Annotated in this window: 23 protein-coding genes; 2 read left to right on the top strand and 21 right to left on the bottom strand. The window is 47.3% G+C overall.

All coding sequences use genetic code 11. The annotated features are described in order from the left end of the window. Nucleotides 1-163: 163 nt before the first annotated feature. Nucleotides 164-841: a pyridoxal phosphate-dependent decarboxylase family protein gene (locus B4V02_RS09735; RefSeq protein ID WP_244188537.1), complete on the bottom strand. Its 678-nt coding sequence runs from the start codon at nt 839-841 to the stop codon at nt 164-166. A gap of 81 nt (nt 842-922) precedes the next feature. Beyond that, nucleotides 923-1,120 (bottom strand): hypothetical protein, encoded by a 198-nt coding sequence (locus B4V02_RS26570; protein ID WP_244188493.1) that lies wholly within the window; start codon nt 1,118-1,120, stop codon nt 923-925. Between the two features lie 75 nt (nt 1,121-1,195). Between B4V02_RS26570 and B4V02_RS09730 the strand changes: the two genes are divergently transcribed. Continuing rightward, the gene (locus tag B4V02_RS09730) at nt 1,196-1,756 is read left to right on the top strand and encodes a LysR family transcriptional regulator substrate-binding protein (RefSeq protein WP_244188492.1); all 561 of its coding nucleotides are present in this window, start codon (nt 1,196-1,198) and stop codon (nt 1,754-1,756) included. A 78-nt stretch (nt 1,757-1,834) separates the two neighbouring features. On the opposite strand, the gene B4V02_RS09725 is transcribed toward B4V02_RS09730, so the two are convergent. The 9 genes from B4V02_RS09725 to B4V02_RS09685 all read right to left on the bottom strand — a co-directional run bounded on the left by B4V02_RS09725 (nt 1,835) and on the right by B4V02_RS09685 (nt 12,500). Continuing rightward, nucleotides 1,835-3,103: a DNA polymerase IV gene (locus B4V02_RS09725; RefSeq protein ID WP_094154629.1), complete on the bottom strand. Its 1,269-nt coding sequence runs from the start codon at nt 3,101-3,103 to the stop codon at nt 1,835-1,837. 205 nt (nt 3,104-3,308) lie between these two features. Then, a complete protein-coding gene (locus tag B4V02_RS09720) occupies nt 3,309-4,109 on the bottom strand; it encodes a Cof-type HAD-IIB family hydrolase (RefSeq protein WP_094154628.1) in 801 nt (266 codons plus the stop codon). A gap of 52 nt (nt 4,110-4,161) precedes the next feature. Next, a complete protein-coding gene (locus B4V02_RS09715) occupies nt 4,162-4,347 on the bottom strand; it encodes a hypothetical protein (RefSeq protein ID WP_094154627.1) in 186 nt (61 codons plus the stop codon). Nucleotides 4,348-4,706: 359 nt separating this feature from the next. Beyond that, nucleotides 4,707-5,927: an MFS transporter gene (locus tag B4V02_RS09710; RefSeq protein ID WP_094154626.1), complete on the bottom strand. Its 1,221-nt coding sequence runs from the start codon at nt 5,925-5,927 to the stop codon at nt 4,707-4,709. Nucleotides 5,928-6,087: 160 nt separating this feature from the next. After that, a complete protein-coding gene (locus B4V02_RS09705) occupies nt 6,088-7,086 on the bottom strand; it encodes an ROK family protein (RefSeq protein ID WP_094154625.1) in 999 nt (332 codons plus the stop codon). A gap of 265 nt (nt 7,087-7,351) precedes the next feature. Beyond that, on the bottom strand, nt 7,352-7,639 hold the full coding sequence (locus tag B4V02_RS09700) for a stage VI sporulation protein F (protein WP_007430988.1): 288 nt from the start codon (nt 7,637-7,639) through the stop codon (nt 7,352-7,354). A 111-nt stretch (nt 7,640-7,750) separates the two neighbouring features. Continuing rightward, nucleotides 7,751-9,799: an ATP-dependent DNA helicase RecG gene (gene recG / locus B4V02_RS09695; protein WP_094154624.1), complete on the bottom strand. Its 2,049-nt coding sequence runs from the start codon at nt 9,797-9,799 to the stop codon at nt 7,751-7,753. A 1-nt stretch (nt 9,800) separates the two neighbouring features. Further along, a complete protein-coding gene (locus tag B4V02_RS09690; protein WP_007430990.1) occupies nt 9,801-10,670 on the bottom strand; it encodes a DegV family protein in 870 nt (289 codons plus the stop codon). A gap of 51 nt (nt 10,671-10,721) precedes the next feature. Next, nucleotides 10,722-12,500, bottom strand: coding sequence for a DAK2 domain-containing protein (locus B4V02_RS09685; RefSeq protein WP_094154623.1), 1,779 nt, complete (start codon nt 12,498-12,500; stop codon nt 10,722-10,724). Between the two features lie 508 nt (nt 12,501-13,008). On the opposite strand from B4V02_RS09685, the gene rpmB reads away from it, so the two are divergent. Then, on the top strand, nt 13,009-13,197 hold the full coding sequence (gene rpmB / locus B4V02_RS09680; RefSeq protein ID WP_007430992.1) for a 50S ribosomal protein L28: 189 nt from the start codon (nt 13,009-13,011) through the stop codon (nt 13,195-13,197). A gap of 223 nt (nt 13,198-13,420) precedes the next feature. Here the strand turns inward: rpmB and spoVM are convergent, their stop codons facing one another. The 10 genes from spoVM to def all read right to left on the bottom strand — a co-directional run bounded on the left by spoVM (nt 13,421) and on the right by def (nt 22,742). Further along, nucleotides 13,421-13,501: a stage V sporulation protein SpoVM gene (gene spoVM / locus B4V02_RS09675; RefSeq protein WP_010345573.1), complete on the bottom strand. Its 81-nt coding sequence runs from the start codon at nt 13,499-13,501 to the stop codon at nt 13,421-13,423. A 141-nt stretch (nt 13,502-13,642) separates the two neighbouring features. Beyond that, entirely contained in the window at nt 13,643-13,870 is a 228-nt protein-coding gene (locus tag B4V02_RS09670; protein WP_244188491.1) for a hypothetical protein, read from the bottom strand. 20 nt (nt 13,871-13,890) lie between these two features. Beyond that, entirely contained in the window at nt 13,891-14,559 is a 669-nt protein-coding gene (rpe, locus tag B4V02_RS09665; protein WP_094154621.1) for a ribulose-phosphate 3-epimerase, read from the bottom strand. A gap of 4 nt (nt 14,560-14,563) precedes the next feature. Continuing rightward, entirely contained in the window at nt 14,564-15,481 is a 918-nt protein-coding gene (rsgA, locus tag B4V02_RS09660) for a ribosome small subunit-dependent GTPase A (protein ID WP_007430995.1), read from the bottom strand. A gap of 73 nt (nt 15,482-15,554) precedes the next feature. Further along, nucleotides 15,555-17,831, bottom strand: coding sequence for a Stk1 family PASTA domain-containing Ser/Thr kinase (gene pknB / locus B4V02_RS09655; protein WP_094154620.1), 2,277 nt, complete (start codon nt 17,829-17,831; stop codon nt 15,555-15,557). Then, nucleotides 17,828-18,604, bottom strand: coding sequence for a Stp1/IreP family PP2C-type Ser/Thr phosphatase (locus B4V02_RS09650; protein WP_010345568.1), 777 nt, complete (start codon nt 18,602-18,604; stop codon nt 17,828-17,830). The genes pknB and B4V02_RS09650 overlap by 4 nt, the downstream gene beginning before the upstream one ends. A gap of 6 nt (nt 18,605-18,610) precedes the next feature. After that, nucleotides 18,611-19,651 (bottom strand): dual-specificity RNA methyltransferase RlmN, encoded by a 1,041-nt coding sequence (rlmN, locus tag B4V02_RS09645; protein ID WP_094154619.1) that lies wholly within the window; start codon nt 19,649-19,651, stop codon nt 18,611-18,613. Nucleotides 19,652-19,836: 185 nt separating this feature from the next. Further along, nucleotides 19,837-21,252, bottom strand: coding sequence for a 16S rRNA (cytosine(967)-C(5))-methyltransferase RsmB (gene rsmB, locus B4V02_RS09640; RefSeq protein ID WP_094154618.1), 1,416 nt, complete (start codon nt 21,250-21,252; stop codon nt 19,837-19,839). Beyond that, nucleotides 21,249-22,238, bottom strand: a complete 990-nt coding sequence (gene fmt, locus B4V02_RS09635; RefSeq protein WP_094154617.1) for a methionyl-tRNA formyltransferase — start codon at nt 22,236-22,238, stop codon at nt 21,249-21,251. Before fmt ends, rsmB begins: the two co-directional genes overlap by 4 nt. A gap of 6 nt (nt 22,239-22,244) precedes the next feature. Further along, the gene (gene def, locus B4V02_RS09630; protein WP_094154616.1) at nt 22,245-22,742 is read right to left on the bottom strand and encodes a peptide deformylase; all 498 of its coding nucleotides are present in this window, start codon (nt 22,740-22,742) and stop codon (nt 22,245-22,247) included. Nucleotides 22,743-22,805: the final 63 nt, after the last annotated feature.

Genomic DNA, 22,805 nt, shown 5'->3' with positions numbered 1-22,805 from the left:
TATGGTTGAAATATCCGATTTTATACAGAGGATTATTTACGGCGTTCCGCCATTCTGCGAAGCCATGCATAGAGCACATTTAATTTTGTCCCCTCCCCTTCATGAATGTCTTACTTACCAGTTAAAATGAGTTTGACTTTTCCATCGTAGAAAACTATTTCTCTCATTCGATGCTCCGTCCTATATTCGATAGAAGCTGAATTGTATTCCTCATCTCATCTTCGGTAGTATCTGGATGGATTGCACAGATTCTGAGAACCGTTTTTCCATTGAGCTGCGTCGTAAGCACAGAGGCATATCCGTTTTTCACCATTTCTTGGGAGATCCTCTTGTTGAGTGAATCTAATTCTTGGTTGGATAATCCAGTTGGAGCATATCGAAAATTAACAATCGCTAACTGTGCCGGGGATACAATTTCCCAATGATTATAATTTTTAATTTCATCTTCAGCCCATTCTGCGAGTTGAACTCCATGCTCTATGGCTTCACCGACAGCATTAGTCCCTAATGCTTGCAGTGTCATCCATAGTTTCAAACTTCGAGCAGGGCGCGTTAATTCAGGGCCCATATCCCAATAATTAATCTGTTCTTCACCCGTCTCGGCATCTTTCAAATATTCAGGATGTGTGCTGAAGCAGTTTCTGAGGTGCTGCTTTTCTTTGACTAAAATTACGCTGCAGCAATACGTCTGCATTAACCATTTATGTGCATCCCAACTAATGCTATCTGAACGTGATATCCCGTTCAAAAGGGGCTTATATTTCGAAGAAACCAAAATCGATGCACCGTAAGCTCCATCCACGTGTAGCCAAATATTATGTTTTTCACATAGATCAGCAATTTCGTTTAACGGGTCAATGCTTCCCGTATTGGTTGTGCCTGCTTGGCAATGATCACAAAAGGTTTCATTCCAACCGCCCGATCATCCATTATTGCTTTTTCTAAGAAAACCTTTATCACTCGGAATCTTTCTGATTTGATCACCACGTAATCCAAGGATGCGTAACCCTTTGGAGACCGATGAATGAGTTTGCTCTGAAACGTAAGCAATTCCAATGGCATATTCCTGCTCGGATAACCTTGCATTGCGTGCAGCCGCTAAAGCGGTCAAATTCGACATCGATCCACCCGACATGAATATTTACAGATTGGGGTAATCGAATCGCTGTCCAGTAGCGTTTTACCTTCTATATTAATGGAATTTCAGAAGTTGTGCCCTCTAGTTGAAACCAGGATCAAAACCGGTCTCAACACGGATATGTATGATATGGTACAGCGTAATGAAATTGACATGATCTACTTTTTAGATCAAAAAATCTACCGTCCTGAATGGGTAAAGATTATCGAACGACCGGAACCTATGGTCTTTGTTGCCTCTAGTGAACATCCATTAACACAAGAAAAGAATGTACGGGTGGAAACTATTCTTAAAGAATCATTAGTACTAACAGAAAAGGGATATAGCTATCGTTATGATTTAGAGCAAATCCTGGCAGCCCAGGGATATGAACTTCATCCCGTTTTGGAAATTGGAAATACGGATATTATTCTCAAGTTTCTTCTGAACAATGTAGGGATATCATTTCTCCCTTTTTTCGTAGTACGCGAGCTTGTGGATGCAGGGAAATTATCAATCATCAATACCGATTGCGTCAGCATTCAAATGTGGAGCCAACTTGCGTATCATAAAAACAAATGGATCACTCCGCAGATGCAACGATTCATGGATACCATGAAAAAGCATGCATCCAAGTGAAGACTTGTGACAAGAGCTTAATTCCTTAAAACAAAAAGCCGCCGATGGTTGCGCGGCTTTTTGTGCTCTTTATTTGTCTTACTTATAATGCCCCCCGATTTTCAAGGATCTTTCCAGAGCCTGACCGGCCTGCATTAAGGAGGAGGCTCTTACGATCGCCGCGTTGCCATAACGATCCTTGATGCTGTCCGTGGCTTTCTCTAAAGAACGTGCTCGCTCCTGATCTTCAAAAAAGGAAAGCTGATACGTCTCCGCGTTCGTCAAACCGCTCAGGCTCACGCCCAAGCGTCTCACTGGCATATGGTTCCAGAATTTATAGAAGATCTCCTTCACAGCTTTGTAGACTTTATTCGTATTGTTGGTCGGATCGGGCAGCTTCATTTGGCGTGAGAATCCGGTCGGCGCCTCATACGGGCTGCACATACAGCCGACGGTAACGACAGACCCCATATGCCCTTTGCGTCGGCTGTCCCGGCACACTTCTTCGGTGAGCTCCAGCAGAATGGTCTCGATCTCGTGAGGCTCTACATAATCTTTAGGCAAGGTCATCATATGGCCGATTGACTTCTGAGGGGTGCTGAACGTATATGGAGCGACAGGGCTGTCGTCCAGGCCGTTAGCGGTTCTCCACATCACCTCAGCCTGAATGTCCGATTGCTTGCCGAAATGGGCACGGAATTTGCGCTTCAGCTCCGGCAGCGGTGTTCTGGCGATATCCCCTATAGTGGTCATCCCGAGCCGCGCGAAATGGGTCGTCATGCGCGAGCCCACGCCGAACATTTTATTCACCGGCTGCGACCATAGCAACTGCTCGACATCTGTCTTGAGAAGTGTAAAAATGCCATTCTTGTTCTTTTTGGCCCATATATCGGTTGCGATTTTAGCAAGAATTTTGTTTGAACTAATTCCAATCCTAACCCAGACTCCGGTCTGCAAAAGAACCTTTTCTTGAATTTCCTTTGCAATATCTAAAGGGTCACCAAACATTTTTAAACTTTCAGAAACATCTAAAAACTGTTCATCTATACTAAAAACTTCCACTAGGTCGGTGTATTCTTTGTATATATCTGTAATTGCCAGGGAAACATCGATATAATATTTCATACGGGGCCGGACAATCACAAGCTCAGGACACTTCTTGAGAGCTTCACCGAGCCGTTCTGCTGTAGACACCCCGAAACTTTTTGCTATAGGACATGCGGCCAGAATAATCCCGGACCTGCGTGCAGGGTCACCCGCTACCGCAAGCGGCTTATTTTTATACTCCGAGTGGGAAGCTTTTTCTACACTGGCATAAAAGGACTGGCAATCCGCCAAAAGAATGGTCCGCTCAATTGTTTTAGTCATGACTGCACCTCCAAAAAACCGATTACATACGAACATACATTCCTGATTTATTATAAGACCAAACACTAGTTCTGTATTCAGGTAATTTATAGGATTGTATTAGATGAAGTCAAAAGCGCCATGAACCTGATGATCAGGTCATAGCGCTTTTGAATGCACACAATCCGTAGTAAGAAAGGGCTATGGGAATTGCTTCGCTTTCTGCCTACTGCAGATCCAGCAGCTTCTGAATAGTTAATAACACCCCGTTCTCTTCATTGGATTTTGTAATAAAACTGGCCGCCTTTTTAGTATTCTCACAAGCATTGCTAACTGCAAAGCTGTACTTCGCAATACTCATCAGTTCCACATCATTTTCACCGTCTCCAAAGGACATGGTTTCCTCAAACGTCACGCCAAGCATATTCTGCAGTTTTTTGACTGTTTCCCCTTTATGTGTGTGAAGAGCGGTAATATCCACCCATTTGGGTTCAGAATCGACAATGTAGATTTGTCCCAGCAACGTATTTTCCACATGTTTTCTCAATGCAGAGCTTCGGCTTTTGATATCGAAAACAGTAATTTTATTAAAATCACTGTCAATTTGTTTAAATGAATTGATTTTAACCACTTTTTCGTAAGAGCCTTTAACCACATTGAACAATTCATCTTTTATTGTAGAAAGCACATAAGCCGTATCACGGATACATGCAATAATCGTAACTTCCGGATCAAAACGTTGAATCTCATCAATGGCTTGCTGAGCCAGATCATGTTCAATCGTAAACTCCTTGACAACTTCCCCGTCTTTCTTGATCCTTGTTGCGCTATCCCCCAGTATCCAGACGCCTTTGCCATGCTCCCCGAACAATTTCTCTACTCTCTCGCACTGCTTCCCGGTACAAGCAACAAAAGCAACATCTTTTTTTTGCATTTCGTCATATACCTGGTTAAATAAATCAATATCAAATAACCCTTTGTTATTCAAAAAGGTTCCATCCAGATCGGTCACGACGAGTTTAAGCATATAAGTCCTCCTAGTATTCTAATAATCTGTCTGTTCTAATGCGATTTCCTTATCAAGTATCACCTTCACCTTCACCTTCATTCCCATGCCCATTCCCATGTAGTCCACGGATAATTCTCTCGTGTGAACGTTGGGCGTAAATATATGTTTGGGGAGATTCAGTCACACCTCTAACAGCAAAATATGCGCCAATCAGTATAAACACACCTAAAACGGCTTGAACGATGATTGACATCATGTATTCGACCTCCTAAATAAGCGTTCAAAAGTAAATACACTAACTTTATAATGTCATTTTACAAAGTATTCACACCAAAGATGTGACTTTTCTTTGTCAAGAAAGATGTAAACCCGGCATTTATACCCCTTCCCAGACTAGTAGCATTGGGACCGCCCTAGGGAAAGCTGTTTGCTACATTGCAATCGTAAACGTTGTAATGCATTACATGTCAAGATTTATTTTTTGACGTTGTGTTCTATTCAAACAGATCGTCAATCGAACGAATCGGTTTCACTTCAATCGACTCTCCAGACATCACCATACATAGATAGGTCCCAATCCATATGACAGCACATAATAACACGTACGCTAACATCCTAATTCCTCACTTTCTCTCGTTGGTTTAAAATGCGGTTTACCCCCTCTGCACTCATCAGCATAAAAATAAGGAAAACAAGCACAACAAACGGGAATAAGTTGATGCTCGTCTGTGTAGCGATTATGCCAAAAAGCGGAGGGAGAAACGTCGTTCCCGTATAAGCGACAGCCATCTGATATCCCATCAGCCTTGCCGAATTTTCCCTTCCAAACCGGGTTGGCGTTTCATGAAGAAGCCCGGGATAGATAGGGGCAAGCCCAAGTCCAATCAAAATGAATCCAACCAGGGAAAGAGCGCCAGGCAGCGGAAGCAAAAGAATGCCCCCGCCTGCAATGGCAACAAGCTGACCGCACCGGATTAACACACGATTATGGACTTTCAGCGTAATAAAGCCTGTAATCATCCTTCCAATCGTAATACCACCATAGTATAAAGAGATCCATCCCGCAGCCGTCTCTGCTGTGATATGCCTCGCACCAACCAAATAACTGGCTCCCCACAGTCCCACCGTACTTTCAACCCCGCAATAGAACAAAAAGGCGATAAGGGAAGGCTTGACGCCTTTGATATGGAGTACATTGGTTTTGACATTTCCCTCTGTCTGTAATAGTACGGATTCAGCCTGATCATGCTGTACGTCATTTTGTGCAGACACAGGTTCATGACACGCCCCGATACGTTTCCATAGGGGGAGCGTAACAAACAAAATGAGGACGAGGGCGAACTGGATCATGGCTACTGCTGTATACCCCCCTCTCCAGGAGTTATGATCAGCAATATAGTAGGACATAATAATCGGACCCATAGTTGCTCCTAAGCCCCAGAAACAGTGCAGCCAGTTCATATGATGAGCCTTGTAGTTTTCGGCTACATAATGATTCAGAGCCGCATCTACGGCACCTGCGCCAAGGCCAAGAGGAATAGCCAAAATGACAAGCCAAAACATGAAGGGTGCCATAGAGAATCCAAGCAACGCTCCGGCAGTCAGCAAACAGCTGATCAGGGTCACTTTGCCTGTCCCCAATCGTTGAATCAAGTTTCCGCTAGCCAGACTGGATATGATCGTCCCTCCGGCTACAACCATGGACAAGATGCCGGCGGAGCCGAGTGAAGCCCCCATGTCAGGCCACATCACCGGCCAGGCCGATCCAAGCAAAGAATCTGGAAGCCCCAAGCTACCAAATGCCAGATAGATAACAATTAAAAACCAAGTTGCCATACCTCACCTCTCTCACTATGAGTGAATCTTTATTGCCATTCCCACCATAAATAAATATCTTTATAAAGTATATTTATTTAATATGCATCAGTAGCTTTTCTTTGTCAAGACATGATGCAGAAAGAACCCTCAGTGAATTCTGGGGGTTCTTTCTACTTATTTAAATGATCAGGACCGGCTCCAATTCTTTGAGCGTGAGCCAGCGCATGCCTGCTTCAAAGTCCTGTTGAAATGTATCCTGTAAAATCACTTCAGGAAACGATGGCATAGGCTGCTGAGTCTGATAGATTTCCCATGCATTGTACCAAGTATCTGCTTCCACTCGATCCTGATAGATCACAATTTTGTCTGGAGCAAGAACGGCATTGACGCTTTGAATGATTTGGCATAATGCATCCACAAATGTTTCCTTATCCATTTCACGATACCAATCAAGACTCATGGGGAGAAACTTGATTTCTCCGGCCATGCCGTTCTTTCCTTTGACTATCTTTCCATCCAGATATATCCCCATTCCTGGCGGGTACTTCGTAGGAAAATATATGCCAAGTACACATGGCACGTCATCCAAGTCCTGTTTCGCACAATACCCACTTATGGCGGCATTAATATCATTTTCCACCATAACGGGCAGTCCAAATTGCGATTCAATCTCTTCAATCACGCGAAAACCCGTCAGCTCCCGATGACTGCTCACCGTAATTTCACCATTGACGGCCTGTCCAGGAATGCCTATGCCGATCACTTTAATGGAAGGATACAACGCAAGGAAACGCCCAATAACCTCATGGAAATGCTGCCGTTCAAAAACAGGTATCAAATATTCTTCTTTTAGCAGAATATGATCTTCCAGGTTAACGACTGCTGCTGAAACAAACCCTTGTCCTTGCTCCTCTTTCATGTAAATGACAAGCGCGAGGCTGAAATCATAATTGTAACGATAGGTTAGCGCAGGTCTTCCGCCGTTGGACGGAACGGTTTCATCTTCGAATATCTCTCCAAGGTCATGCAGTTCCTTCACAAGTGAATTCACCGTAACTACACTCAGCTTGGTGAGCGAGGCCAACTGTGGTTTGGTAGCCGTTTCAACACGTTTCATCACCTGGCGCACATTGTTTAAATTGATTGCTTTCATCAAATTAGCGTTTGCTTTTTTCATAAGTCCCCCTCTTTATGCATTTCATACATATACTATGATTTTACACAGATATCGATCGGTTTTCACCTTTATCTATACGGCAGAACCGGGCTTGAAAAAGTATATCCTTGTCTGAATACCTCAAACGCATACGTTTTTTGGGGCAAAAAGAAAGCTATGAATAGAAAAAAGTAATAAAAAAGGATCGCCTGGCACCAGGCAATCCTTTTCCATAAGTGCTTCACACAGCACATGGGAATGCTTTAAAATCTCCTACCACATGCAATCAACGGAACATTCCCCACAGCTTGATCAGATGGAACGTGTTAGACGGGTCAATTTTTTGTGCCAGCACAAAGGCTGTCAATTGCTCCTCCTGTGCAGGCGTCAGCCGCTCGTTCAAAATTGCAGAAGTGGACTTTACAAGTTGACGTACTTTAGCCTTGTTTTGCAGATCTGCTTTGGTCACACCTTCGATCTGCTGCTTAACCCGTTCCTTGAGCACACGGTTTTTCATTTTCAACTTAATTCTCTCCACCAGTTGCGGGCTGATTCCATATTGCTGATAGCTCAATGTTGCCACACCTCCCATATCATTCGGTCATTCCCAAATATATGACGGCCAGCCTGTCCATTGTGCCTATCTGTTTAAAACGATTGGAACAACCTCATGATTCTTGCTGAATCAGTCAATGAGATCTCCTTGGAAAATCTGCTCTTTTTGCAAATAGCCGCGCAGTACTTCATACTGTGGAGATGTCCAGAAGGACGAATCCTTGATCAGATCCGTTGCATCCTCACGAGCCTTTTCCAGCACCTCAAAATCCGCTACCATATCTGCTAAGCGGAATTCGGGCAGCCCGCTCTGCTTGGTGCCAAAAAAGTCACCCGGTCCTCTCAGGTCCAGATCGCGTCTGGCGACCTCAAAGCCATCGTCCGTATCGGTCATAACCTTCATCCGCTCCTGACCAACCTCCGACTTGGGATCAGCAACCAGTATACAGTACGAGGCATGGGAGCCCCGTCCGACGCGCCCACGCAGCTGATGAAGCTGGGACAGTCCGAAGCGATCCGCATCCATAATGATCATGAGCGTCGCATTCGGCACGTCTACTCCTACCTCCACAACCGTCGTTGAAATGAGCAGCTGAACCTCATTCGCATAAAAAGAACGCATAACCTCTTCTTTTTCCGCAGGAGTCATTCGTCCATGCAGCAACCCGACATGGTAATTCGGAAAAGCCTGCTGCATTTGAATATGCAAATCAATGGCATTCTGTACGTCCAGCTTCTCCGACTCTTCAATTAACGGACAAATCAGATAAGCCTGCCGCCCCTGATCCACCTCACGGGAAATAAAGCCAAGCACCCGATCCATCAGATCATGCTTTACCCAGTACGTCGAAATTGGAATACGTCCCTTGGGCCGCTCTGATATTGTAGAAACATCCATATCACCAAAAGCAGTAATCGCCAACGTACGCGGGATCGGTGTTGCCGTCATGGTCAGCACATCGGGATTGTATCCCTTGCGACGCAATATGCTGCGCTGGTTCACGCCGAATCGGTGCTGCTCATCCGTCACGACAAGCCCGAGCTGGCGGAAATATACATCCTCCTGAATGAGGGCATGGGTGCCTACCACAATGTCCAGCAGCCCCATCTGCAGGGAAGCAAGCAGCTCCTTACGTTTCTTTCCGGTCGTACTTCCTGTCAGCAGCCCCACACTGATTCCAAAGGGCTCAAACAGCTTCTGAAGCGACCTCATATGCTGCTCGGCCAAAATTTCGGTTGGCACCATCAGTGCCCCCTGAAAACCGGAACGCACGGTAGCAAATAAACCAATAGCGGCAACAACCGTTTTCCCCGACCCGACATCTCCTTGAAGCAGACGGTTCATACAATAGGGCGAGCGCAGATCATGCAGTATTTCCAGCTCGACCTTCTTCTGTGCATCCGTTAATTCAAAAGGCAAGGACCTCACGAATTCACGAACTGTAGCATTGTCCACCGTATGCACAACCCCGTCTGCTCGACCACGGTTTAACGCCCGGAATGCCTGCATTTTCAGCTGGAATAAAAAAAGCTCCTCATACACCATGCGGCGGCGAGCCTCTTGCCCTTCGCGGTTGTCCTCAGGCTGGTGTATACCCGTAATGGCCTTTTTACGAGGCATCATGCTATATTTACGTACAAGCAGCTCTGGCAAAATTTCAGGAATCATTTCACCGAACTGCTGAAGCGTCTGATTCATGGTTTTTCGCATCCAGCTTTGCGTAATCTTGCCGCCTATAGAGTACACAGGCTGAAGTGTCCCTGAACGGGCCACTCCTTTATCGGGAAACTCGGAATCCGAAACGGTCATTTGCATCCGCTTAAGGTCCCATTTACCAGTCACCACAATTTCACGACCTGATGTTAGCTGATCCTTCAAAAAATGCCGATTAAACCACGTCGCAGTAAACATCCAATCCTCGGCCATCAATTTACAAGTCAACCTTGATTTGCGGCCGTATCGTTGAAGCACCGGAATACCCATAATTTTGGCCTGTACCGTAATCTTATCTCCGTCTTTCACTTCGCTTAGCGAACGCAGGCGATAATCTTCATACCGAAACGGATAATATTCCAGCATGTCCTGCACGTTAAAAATGCCAAAAGCGTGAAGCTCTCCTTCTTTGAGAGCACTCACGCCGTGTATTTGTTTCAATGGTATTTGATCCAGTTGCAACATATTACCTCTCATCTCTGGCCGGCCATGCAAAAATGCCAATCGTTCCTGGCCCTACATGGGCTCCAATCACAGCGCCAAGTTCAGTATATATTCGATCTCCCAGCTCAAAATGCTCTGCCAGCTGAGCCACGAACGCTTCTGCCACCGAGCGATCTGCCGTATGACCCACAGCAATATTAATTTTTTGGCCTTTTAAATCCCGCTCCAGCAGTTCGATGATTCGTGCTGTCGCTTTTTTATGTCCTCTCGCCTTATCAACCGAATAAATAATGCCTTCTTTGTCAATCGAAAGAATCGGCTTAATGTTAAGCAACGTACCAACCATAGCCGCTGCCTTGCCAATACGTCCGCCTTTTTGCAAGTATTCCAGTGTATCCACCAGGAAATACAAACAACGGCGCTCCCCACGACGTTCCACAGCCTGAACAATATCAGCCGGAGATTGCCCGGCAGCAGCCAGCTCTGCGGCATAGACCACAAGCATACCGTATCCGTATGAAGCTGATTTGGAATCTACCACGGTCACTCTATCTTCATGCTTCTCCAGCATGGATTTGCCCAGCAGAGCGGACTGATACGTTCCGCTCACGCCGGAGGACAAATGGATAGAAACAATCTGGCTCTCAGGATGCTGCTCCAGCAACGTCGTATAAGTCTCCAAAAAACGGGCTGGTGAAGGCTGTGACGTCGTAGGCAACTCATCTGCCCGCACCAGTTCGCTGTAAAACTGCGCCGCTGACATTTCAATCCCATCCAGATAAGCTGTGCTGCCGAACATGACCGTCAGCGGTACAACGACTATACCGAGACGGTCTGCCAGTTCCTGTGGAATATCAGCCGTGCTATCCGTCACAATGAGGGTACTGCTCATCAGTCAGACCTCCTTTTTGGTGGTGGGCTTCCATAGGCGCTCTACAGCCCATCAGCTTTCCACTGAGAACAAATAAGGATAGATCGGCTGACCACCTTCATGCACTTCTACTTCAGCATCCGAATAATGCTCTCCAAGCCATGCAACGAGCTGATCTGTGTCTTCTTGCTTCGCATCCGAACCTGTGAGAATCGTAACAATTTCATCACCATTCACCAGCATTTTCGTCAGCAAAAGACGGGACGTTGCGACTAACTCTTCCTCTGTCGCCACAATTTTGGAATCTTGAATACCGATATAATGGCCTGCCCTAATGTGCAGGTCATCAAGCGTCGTATCCCGTACCGCATAGGTCACCTGTCCGGATTTCACACGGCTGACCGCTTCTCGCATATTATCCTGATTGGTCTCAAAGGATTCTTCCTCCTGAAAAGCAAATGCCGCCGCAATCCCCTGAGGAATCGTTTTGCTTGGGATAACCGACACCAAGCGTTCCATCTCCAGTAGTTCACGCGCCTGCTCTGCCGCCAAAATGATATTGGAATTATTCGGAAGAATGAAAATATGTTGAGCCGCAATCGAGCGTGCCGCATTGACAAAATCCTCTGTACTCGGATTCATGGTCTGACCGCCGGTAAGCACAACATCGACGCCCAAGCTTCTGAAAATATCGGCAATTCCTTCACCAGAAGCCACAGCGATAAAACCAAAGGGTGCCAGTTCATGAGCCGGAGGCACTGAGGGCTCCTCCTCACGTACAGGCTCTGCTGGTATTTCAGCAAACCACTCAGGCTCAGGAGCACCATCCATACCTGCCGACAACAAATCACGATGTTGCTCGCGCATATTCAGAATACGGATCTGTGTAATTTCCCCGTAACGCAGTGCCAGATTCAACACTTCACCCGGAGCTTTGGAATGCACATGAACCTTAATAACGTCATCGTCTGAAATTACGATAATAGAATCACCATCAACTGATAACGCTTTCCGGAAAACTTCCTCATCAAAGGCCGTACCTTGCGCTCCGCCCAATTGCCGATTGATAAAAAACTCCATATCATACAAAAATTCAATATCCTCGGTTTCGAGCTTCGCTTGCGCTGAAATCGGCGCATCCGGGGAAGGCGCAACTGCCGTAGGTCTCCCGGCTACCTGAGGAGGAAAAACGGGACGCACCTTATCGCCTTTTGCAGCTGTAGCTGTCACCAGACCGCTTGCGAGATATTGCATAAATCCTTCATAAATATACACAAGCCCTTGTCCACCCGAGTCCACAACTCCCACTTGCTTCAGTACCGGGAGCATGTCCTGCGTCACGGCAAGCGTTTCCTTCGCTTTAGCAAGCACTTCTTCCATCAGTTCCGTGATGTCGTTCGTCCGGCGCGAGAAAAAAACAGCATGCTTAGCCGCTTCCTTCGCCACGGTAAGAATTGTACCCTCCACCGGCTTAACCACCGCCTTGTAGGCCGCATCCACCCCGCTCTGCAATGCCGATGCGAACTGAAGGGTATTCAATTCCTCGTATGGGGCAGCGTAACGGCTGAAGCCACGGAACAACTGGGACAGGATAACCCCTGAATTACCGCGGGCCCCCATCAGCAAACCTTTGGATAGTATGCCGGACATGACACCGATAGAGGAAGAATTCCCCCTCTTTATTTCTGTTACGCCCGCGCTCATCGTCAAATTCATATTGGTACCCGTGTCACCGTCCGGTACCGGAAATACATTTAGTGAATTGACGTGTTCCGCATGCTGCTGTAATTGTTCCGCCCCGGCTAAAACCATTGCGGTAAAATCTGTTCCATTCAAAGAACGATTACTCAAGAGAATTCCCCTTCCTAGCTTAATACACTTGTTTTACAATCAACCTTGCACAACACCTTATTTAAAGGTTTAATTGAATTATACTAAAGCCAGACGATGAATACGAATGTCACACTTTCGTAAGCTTATTGTACCCATGGCCTGAGCCGTTCTTACACAGGTCATATATATGAAAAACCAGCCAACCGCCCAACTATAAAGCATCGGCAGGAATGGTAACTATGGGTATGGTTTCCGCCTCTGATCTGTCCGGCATGACTGGAATAAATTCACATTTTAATATATACAAGAATAAATGGAGCTATAACTATCCCATATTGTACTATAATGCGAAAGAGAAATAAATAAAGTTTTTGAATCAGTTGACGGAGCTTTTTTGACTATGATATTATATAAAAGTATTGTTTTGTTCAGGTTAGTGACTTACAAAGTCCGGCTGACCCAGTCGGCCTGAAGAGCGACCTGTTCCATACGGAACTTGGTTATTTTCAGAATAGGAGGTGGAATCATGTCTCGTAAATGTTCTGTAACAGGCAAAAAGCCTAGCAGCGGTAACCACGTATCTCACGCTAACAACCGTAATCGCCGTACTTGGGGCGTCAACGTACAAAAAGTTCGCATTCTCGTTAACGGTAAACCGAAACGCGTTTATGTCAGCACTCGTGCATTGAAAGCCGGTAAAGTGACTCGCGTGTAGTCGTAAAAAAATAACGTTATAAACAAAAGGCACCTCGTTTTAAACGGGTGCTTTTTTGGTTATTCGAAATGTAGTATCCAACTGTTCCAGAAGGACAAAATGTCAGGCACCTTCCCGCGCGTTCTTGCCGATTCCTTCCGAGCTGCCGAGCTGATGTGCCCGGGAAGCATGCCCTGCTACCTCTGGTCTTCATTCTGCAACCTGTGTTTACCTTACATGAAATTCAGTTTTTCTGGAATGTATTCAAAATGGCTTTAACGAACCCACCCAGAAATTTTGGCAACTTGATCGTATAAAACTTCATGCTTCACCCTCCCCATCATCCTCCTGCATCCGTTCTCTGTAGTTTATGCAACCTATAGATAGTTGTTGCCACACAAAAAAGGCTACATGAGAATCCCGCTCATGTAACCATATTTATGCACAACCATCCCAGGCTATACCATCAGACAAGTCCGCGAACATAGAGATATGCCGAGAGTATAAAAATAAACAGGAAGTAATAAAGCACGCTGCACACCACAAAGCCGATGCGCAAACCACGCCGTTCATTTTTACGAAAATAAAATAGCGCAATTAGAACAGCGAAAAGTGAAAGAAGGGCATTCCATGGAGCCTTCACCAGCGAGAAGCTACTAAGGGTCAAACCTGTCGCCATACTCGCTGCAGTCATCCACAACGCTTCAGTTAGCTTCACTTGGTTAAACGGGCCGCGCTGTCCCGAATAGCCGCAATAGCTGCGCCGCGGTCTTCTCTACCGAAAACCGCGCTGCCTGCCACCAGAACATCAGCACCTGCTTCAAATACGACGGGTGCCGTCTCCTCCGCAATACCTCCGTCTACCTCGATATGTACGTCCGGACGCCCTATTTCGTTCAGCCAAGCACGGATCTGTCTGATTTTATCCACCGTCTCTGGAATGAAGGATTGCCCCCCAAAACCAGGATTGACCGTCATGACTAGAACCATATCCACATTAGGCAGTACTTCCTTGATCGCATATGGGGAAGTACCTGGATTGAGGGCCACTCCTGCCAGCACACCTTGCTGTTTAATCATATGAATAACTCCATGCAAATGAACACAGGCTTCAACGTGAACAGTGACAATATTGGCCCCAGCCTTTACAAAATCAGCAATGTAACGTTCAGGATGCTCAATCATCAGGTGAACGTCCAGAGGAAGAGTCGTATGAGGACGAATTGCCTGAACGATAGGTGGACCCAGTGTAATATTGGATACAAAATGCCCATCCATTACATCCACATGAATCCAGTCTGCTCCCATGGCCTCGGCTTCCGCAACTTCACTGCCCAAACGGGCAAAATCAGCGGATAAAATCGATGGTGCTATTTTTAACATATGCTCAATACCTCCGCTTTTTTTCTTTTAGTTCCTGGTAGAATTGCAAGTAGCTGTCATACCGCCCCTGAGAAATATGTCCTTCTTCCACGGCCTCTCTTACTTTACAACCGGGCTCGTGAATATGGGTGCAGCCTCGAAATTTACAACTCTCCGCATACTGCTGGAATTCACGAAAGCAGGGTGATAACTCATCCACACCCAGCTCCAAAAAATCCAACTGACTAAAACCTGGTGTATCGGCTACAAAGCCGCCGTTATCCAGAGGAATTAGCTCCACATGACGAGTCGTATGTTTTCCTCGCCCCAGCTTATTGCTAATAGCGCTCGTCTCTAGCGTCAGCCCCGGCTGCAACGCATTAAGCATAGAAGACTTTCCTACACCTGACTGCCCGGAGAACACGCTAATTTGACCAGCCAGCAGGTTCTTAAGCTCAGCCGTGCCTTCCCCGGTACGGGCGCTGGTCACCAGCACCTCATAACCGATCTTCCGATATATTTCCTGAACGGCCAAAACCGTATCATCCTCCGAAGGACTGCCTTCATACAAATCACGCTTGGTCAGACAGATAATCGTATCCAGCCCAGCGTGCTCAATATGCACCAAAAACTTATCTAGCAGCGGCAGATTCAAATCCGGCTCACGCAGGGAAAACAATAGCACGGCAAGCGTGGTATTAGCCACCGGCGGACGGATAAGCTCTGTCACACGCTTTCTAATCTCTTTGACCATACCTTCCCCGTTCTCAGTCAGTTCGTAAACGACCTGATCGCCGACAAGAGGCGTAATCTCTTTTTTCTTAAAAATGCCGCGTGCTCTGCATTGTACTGTAGCTTCGCCGGATACCGGGCGCCCATCCTGATCCAGGCTGGAGACATAATAATATCCGCTGAGTGCCTTGACGATCAGACCTTCAGGCATGTGTAAGACGTCCTCCTTCATAATACTTAAGTTTCATTGCTTGTAACAATACAAGCACTTTCATCCAGCAGGTTTACTGATGCTGTACAGCCTCAATCACTTTTCCCTTCTTTTTATGGGAACCGCTCCCTTTGCCCAAGTTGTTATAATGACTAACTGCCAACTCACTGCCCGCAACTCCCGTAGAATCCGTTCCAGGAACAAAGGCGGAAGGCTCGCCTCCGGTCCCATCCGGGTTGTTAGGGTCGCCTCCGCTATTATTAGAAGGTTCTCCGTTATTCCCTTCCCCGTCACTTCCACTGCTACTGCCACTCTGTGAAGAATTGCCATCAGAAGGATCCGTTGGTGACGTTCCGGCAGGCGGAGCAATTTGAGGCATCGTCACCGTGCCATTTTTCGCATCAATATAAGAAACAGGATACGTATCAACAAAAGCTCCGTCTCTAAATACAGAGACAACACTGTCCTTGTTCGGTGCCATCAACAGATTGATCGTGAACACCTGTGTCGTATTAATCGTACGGCTTCCCCATTCCTGATTTTCTCCACGTGCATCCGTATAAGTGATACGAATTTTGCTGTTTTTGCCCTCTTCCTTTGGTGCAACAGGCACATTGAATGGCAGCATAATCGCTTCTGGCGGGTAACCGGTACTTACATAAATCGTAATTTCCGTATTTGGAGGCAACTCACTGCCTGCCTCTGATGGCCATTGTTTGGTTACTTTACCTTTTTCCTGCTCATAGCTATATTCCTCTTTGATCGAGCCAACCCTCAGCCCCATCTTTTTGACCTCATTTTCTGCTTGGTTCTGCGTCATACCCACCAAATTCGGCATTTTTACCGTGTTCGCACCTTTGCTGACCGTAAGGACTACTTGAACCGAGTCCTTATCGAAAGGCTCATTTGCAGCCGGTGTCTGACTGAGGACGGTTCCTACGGCCTGATCACTGAACTGCTCATTTTGCTGAATCTGCGTCTCCTTAATTTGCTGGGCGGTCAGCAGCTTCACTGCATTCTCGTAGCTTTGCCCCTTAACATCCGGCATCGGAGTAAGCGGCTTGGCAATCCCGACTTTCAGACTAATCTTGGTCCCTTCCTTGACTAAAGAATCTGCCGGATAACTTTGATAAAAAACAACTCCTGGCGCAATTCCCTCTTTGTATTCATGCTGGACGGGCTCCTCAATGAGCAATCCTAGTTTAGTAAGATTTACTTTCGCTTGGTCTTCTGTCAGTGTCAGTACACTGGGTACTTTTACATCAGGCACGACGAGTGCACTTTGCACATAGTATACCAGTCCACCCATGGCAAGCAGCAGCACCAACACTAGTGTTACCCAAAAGATCGCCTTTTTTCTATTCTTCTTGGACGATTGCTTGCTTGGAAGCTGTTCTGCTTCACGAGGTTGGACAGGCGCGTCGCTTCCATTGGAAGACATCCCCATTTGTTGAGGCTTTATCGCCGGAATAACCCGTGTTTGATCCTCATCATCCAAATGTGCAAATTCCAGCTTGGATTCATTGCGACGCCCCGGTAGTAGACAGGTTTCCAAGTCTTGCAGCATTTCGTCTGCCGACTGATAGCGTTCCTCCGGATTTTTGCGCATAGATTTTAGAATGACATTTTCCACGCTTTGCGGAATCAACGGATTAATTTTGCGCGGTTCCTCAAATTCCTCTTGCAAATGCTTGAGCGCTACACTGATTGGACTTTCTCCCAAAAAAGGAAGCTGCGCCGTCAGCATTTGGTATAACACAATCCCTAAAGAATATAAGTCCGATTTCTCGCCAGTGACGACTCCTTTTGCATGCTCAGGTGAAAAATAGTGAACAGAACCCACAACAGAGCCAGTCTGAGTAATTGTCGTTGACGTAACAGCTCTGGCAATCCCAAAATCGGTTACCTTGACCCGTCCATTACGTCCAATCAATATATTATGGGGCTTAATGTCCCGGTGAATGATCTGATTTTGGTGGGCGTGCTCCAGTGCATCACAAATCTGGGAAGCAATCCGCACTGCTTCATCTACCTGCAACGGCGCACGTTCTTTAATAATCTCATTCAAATTTTTACCTTCGACATACTCCATTACAATATAATGGATTTCATCCTCTTGGCCGACATCATAAATACTAACTACATTCGAATGGGAAAGTGAGGCCGCAGACTGTGCCTCACGCCGAAAACGGCGAATAAATTCCTCATCATGAACAAATTGCTGACGCAGCACTTTAACCGCCACATTACGATTCAGCAAAATGTCTTGAGCCTTATACACCAGCGCCATACCACCGCCACCGATGCGCTCAATAATTTCGTATCTTCCCCCTAGCAGGTGTCCGATCATGCGTCACACCCCTTTTCACTCAATGAAACCGTATCGTCAGGCAATTCAAACAAAGCTACCGTGATATTATCATCTCCTCCGGCAAGCAATGCCAAATGTAGCAAACGATCCGCTCGTTCCTCCAAAGGATTGTCTGCAGCCCCTACTACCTTGCTGATTTGTTCCTCGGTGACCAGATTGCTTAGTCCGTCACTGCACAGCAACAACACATCACCTTTGCCCAGCGCAATGGAGTCAATATCCACTTTCACCTCGGAATCAGTGCCCAGCGCCCGTGTCAGCACATTGCGACGGGGATGGTTCTCCCGCTCTTCCTTGCTGATCTGACCATTTTTGAATAACTCATTAACCAGAGTGTGATCTTCTGTAATCTGACGTACCGTCCCTTTGGATATCACATAGGCTCGGCTGTCCCCGATATGTCCGATAATTCCGGAAGCATCGTTTAGCAAAACAGCCACAACTGTCGTTCCCATATTATGATACTTTTCATCGCGCGCAGCCGTTTGGAAGATCACTTCATTGGCATGCAAAATAGCGTCGCTGAGCGCCGCGGTCAAAGAATGTGCGGATAATCCGCTCTCCAACGTCGCCAAATCAGCGGCAAGTGTCTCAACCGCGAGGCGGCTGGCCGTATCACCGGCCAAATGCCCCCCCATTCCATCGGCAACAATCCCAAGAATATACCCTTGCTCCAAATGCCTGATCCAGGCAGAATCCTCATTCACCGAACGTACACGTCCGACATGGCTGACATGAACTGTTTTGATCAAATAATTTCACCCCAACTCCATATGCTTTGCACGCAACTGGCCGCAGGCAGCAGCGATATCGTGACCCTGTTCACGCCGGATCGTCACATTGATGCCCTTATCGGCAAGAATACGCTGGAAATTGAAAATATCGCTGCGCGATGTGCGTACGTACTTGCGCTCAGGCACATGGTTGACCGGGATCAAATTGACGTGGCACAACATGTCCTTCAATACATCCGCCAGCTCTTCTGCATGCTCTGCCTGGTCGTTTACTCCACCAATCAGGGCATATTCAAATGAAATTCTCCGTCCCGTCTTGGCAAGATAGTAGCGAAGCGCATCCATAACATCGTTAAATGGATAACGACGATTAACAGGCATCAGTTTGGAACGAAGCGCATCATTAGGCGCATGAATGGATATTGCCAGATTAATCTGGGTATCCTCGTCTGCAAATTTATAAATATTCGGTACAATGCCACTGGTCGAAACCGTGATATGACGTTGACCTATATTCAGACCCTTTTCATGAATCATCGTACGCAAAAACGTCATGGTCGCTTCATAGTTTTCAAAAGGCTCGCCTGAGCCCATAATCACGATGCTGCTCACTCGTTCATTGGTTTTATCCAAAATTTTCTGTGCTTGCACAACCTGCGCTGTAATTTCACCGGCTGTCAGGTTCCGTTTGAGGCCCCCAAGCGTCGAAGCACAAAAAGTACATCCAATCCGGCAGCCCACCTGAGTCGTTACACAAATACTGTTTCCGTAATTGTGTCTCATAATAACCGTCTCAATGGCATGATCATCGTGCAAACCGAACAGAAATTTCACTGTACCGTCTTTCGATTCCAGCTTTGTAATTTCATGCAGCGTCACAAAGCTGAATTGCTCTGCAAGCTTCTCTCTCAATCCCTTGGACAAATTCGTCATCTCACTGAAATCGTTGACCCGCTTTACATACAGCCAGTCAAAAATTTGTCCTCCGCGAAAAGCAGGCTCGCCATTATTCTTGGCCCAGTCCTGAAGCTCCTCCAGAGTTAAATCATATATAAAAGGTTTCATCAATGTTTACACCCGTTCCTTCTTCATTAAGTTCTGTTTGATCTTAGGCAGTTTTTTCATTCTTCCTATTTTAGCACAAATCCCTGAGGGGGTAAAAATTTTTCATCTTTATGCAAAAAACCGCCGGAGAGGTCCGGCGGAATGTGGAAATACTGGTGGGCGACTGCCTAAAATACTCTTCCGAACTACTTTAACCGGCGCAGACGCGCGATATAAAATCCGTCACTGTGAAAATGCTGTGGCAACAGCTGCAACGAGCCGCACTGAGCGCCCTTTGTATCGCGGCTCACGCCCGGGAAAGAATGTCCTTCTGCCAATTCATACTCGGGATGCTCGCTTAAAAACCGGGTCAATTGTCCTTCGTTTTCGTCAGGCTCAATCGTACATGTGCTGTATACCAGAATACCACCCGGCTTCAATAGTCCGGCTACACTGTCGAGCAGCTTATGCTGAAGCTGTGTAATGTCGCGCACATCCTGCTCCGTTTTACTCCAGCGCAAGTCCGGCTTACGGCGAATGACTCCAAAGCCGGAGCATGGCGCATCAAGCAAAATGCGGTCAAAAGAAGCTGGAGCATAACGTTCTTTCAGCTCCAGCGCATCTCCGGTGACCGTCTCCACGGCCTCCAGTCCCAGCCGATCAGCCTGCTCCTGAATCAAATGATGCTTATGGGCATGCAAATCGTTCGCAATAATCCGGCCTTGGTCCTTCATTAGCTCAGCCATATGAGCTGTTTTGCCACCCGGAGCGGCACAGCAATCCAGTACCAGCATGCCAGGCTCAGGCGCAACTGCTTCCGCAACAAGCATGGAGCTTTCATCCTGTACGGACAACAAGCCGTCCGTATACCAGGAGGTAAGCGCCATGTTGCCGCCGCTGCGAACAACTATCCCGTAAGGGCTAACTACCGAAGGAACAGCGTCCACCCCTTTGGCGAGCATCTCGTCCAATAATTGATCACGGCTGGTCATGGTCGTATTTACCCGCACGCTGACCGCAGGTGGCTCATTATCAGCCTGACAAATCGCCTCTGCTGTTTCTACACCATATTGCTTAATCCAGCGCTTAACCAGCCATTGTGGATGGGAATGCTCTAATGAGATCCGCTCCTCGGCTGACAAACCGTCAGGAATACGCAGCTTGTCCGGCTCGCGCAGCATGCTGCGCAGCACACCATTGACCATACCCGAAATCCCCTGATGCCCGCGCCGCTTGGCAATGGTCACGGCTTCACTAACGACGGCATGATCCGGGATACGATCCAGATACACAATCTGGTACACACTCATCCGCAGTAGTGAACGTACCCAGGCCTGGAGCTTGGCCGTTCCTTTTTGAACAAACTTGTTCAAATAATAATCCAGTGTATTACGGCGTGCGACTGTGCCGTACACAAGTTCTGTCGCCAAGCCGGCATCACTTGCGGACAAGCCTGCTTGCTGTAGCCGACGATTTAGCTCGAGGTTGCTATATGCGCCCTCTTGCTCCACCCCGGTCAACACATCAAGTGCAACCTCCCGCGCCGTTAGTTTACGGGTGCTGCCAGCTCTGGCACCTGCTCTCTTGCCTTGGTCTCCCTGACGGGAGTGCCCCCCGCTCACCCGAGCACCATGCCTGGCTTCATTTGTCCGCCGCGCGCAAAGTTCCCGGCTTCCATAACCTTCTTGCCTGCCGGTTGAACCTGAGTCAGCCAGATCGTACCGCTGCCCGTCTGTACTTCAATGCCTCGGGCGTTCAATTGAAGAACCGTTCCGGGCGCTGGAGTATTGGAGCCATCCGCTTCATTACTTATGGAAGCTCCTTTGGTGGAAGCCCATTCAGTGGAAGGCTGCTCAGCAGCCCACACTTTAAAAACATTTTCCTCCCACAGCGTAAATGCCCCGGAAAAGGGAACAAGCCCGCGAATCCGGTTGTATATCTGCTGCGCACTATCATGCCATGGAATGCGCTCATCGTCACGACTCAGATTGGGGGCATAGGTGGCCTCTTCCTCGTTTTGCGGCGTGCGCGCCGATTGCCCTGCCAGCAGCTTCGGCAGCTCACCCTGTAAAAGCTTTGCTCCGGCTACGCTCAGCTTCTCGAAAATCGTACCGGACGTATCCTCCGGCTCAATAGCAACCTCAACCCGTGATATCATATCGCCGGTATCCAGCCCTTCCGCCATATACATCAGCGTCACACCCGTAACGGTTTCACCGTTAATGATCGCACGCTGAATCGGCGCTCCTCCCCGATAACGGGGAAGCAGCGAGCCATGCACATTCAGGCAGCCGAAACGGGGCAAGTCCAATACGGATTTAGGCAAAATTTGCCCATAAGCTGCGGTTACGATCAGATCTGGACGCAGCTCCGCCACCTGTGCCACCGCTTCCGGCTGACGCAGGCGGGTCGGTTGAAGCACGGGCAATCCGCGCTTCTCCGCCGCTTCCTTGACTGGTGTAGGCATCAATATTTTTTTGCGTCCCTGCGGCTTATCCGGCTGGGTAATCACACCGACCACATTGTAGCCGTTGTCCAGCAGCATGTTCAGCGAAGGCACAGCAAACTCCGGTGTGCCCATAAAGATAATACGAATGTCTTGACTCATCGAACCTCACTCCCCTGCCTTACGGTTCGATCCTGGCTGTTCCGGAGCAACCTCATATACTTTTTCCGCAATATCCGTGAACAAAACTCCGTTCAAATGATCGATTTCATGCTGAAAAGCACGAGAAAGCAATCCTGTCGCTGTAACAGTAATGGCCTTGCCCTCACGATCCAGTCCCTTGACTGTAACCTTCTCGGCACGACGCACATCCCCGTTCAGACCCGGAATACTCAAGCAGCCTTCAGGACCCAACTGCTCTCCTTCTTCTGCCACGATTTCCGGATTGATCATTTTAATCAAACCATGCTCATCTCCGGCATCCACAACGATCAGACGCTTCAAAATGCCTACTTGCGGAGCGGCAAGACCTACTCCCTCCGCTTCATACATCGTATCTGCCATATCGTCAAGCAGCTTCTGCACGTTAGGTGTAACTTTAGTAACCTCCTTGGCTACTTTATGCAGTACATCATCCGGCTCCAATACGATAATTCTAATTGACATAACAACAGAACACCTTCCTCTTTATCCTTCATTTAGACTTATTAATTGTATTCATCACAAACG

The sequence above is a fragment of the Paenibacillus kribbensis genome (genome assembly GCF_002240415.1).
Classification (GTDB): domain Bacteria; phylum Bacillota; class Bacilli; order Paenibacillales; family Paenibacillaceae; genus Paenibacillus; species Paenibacillus kribbensis.
This window is presented reverse-complemented; position numbering and strand designations above follow the sequence as displayed.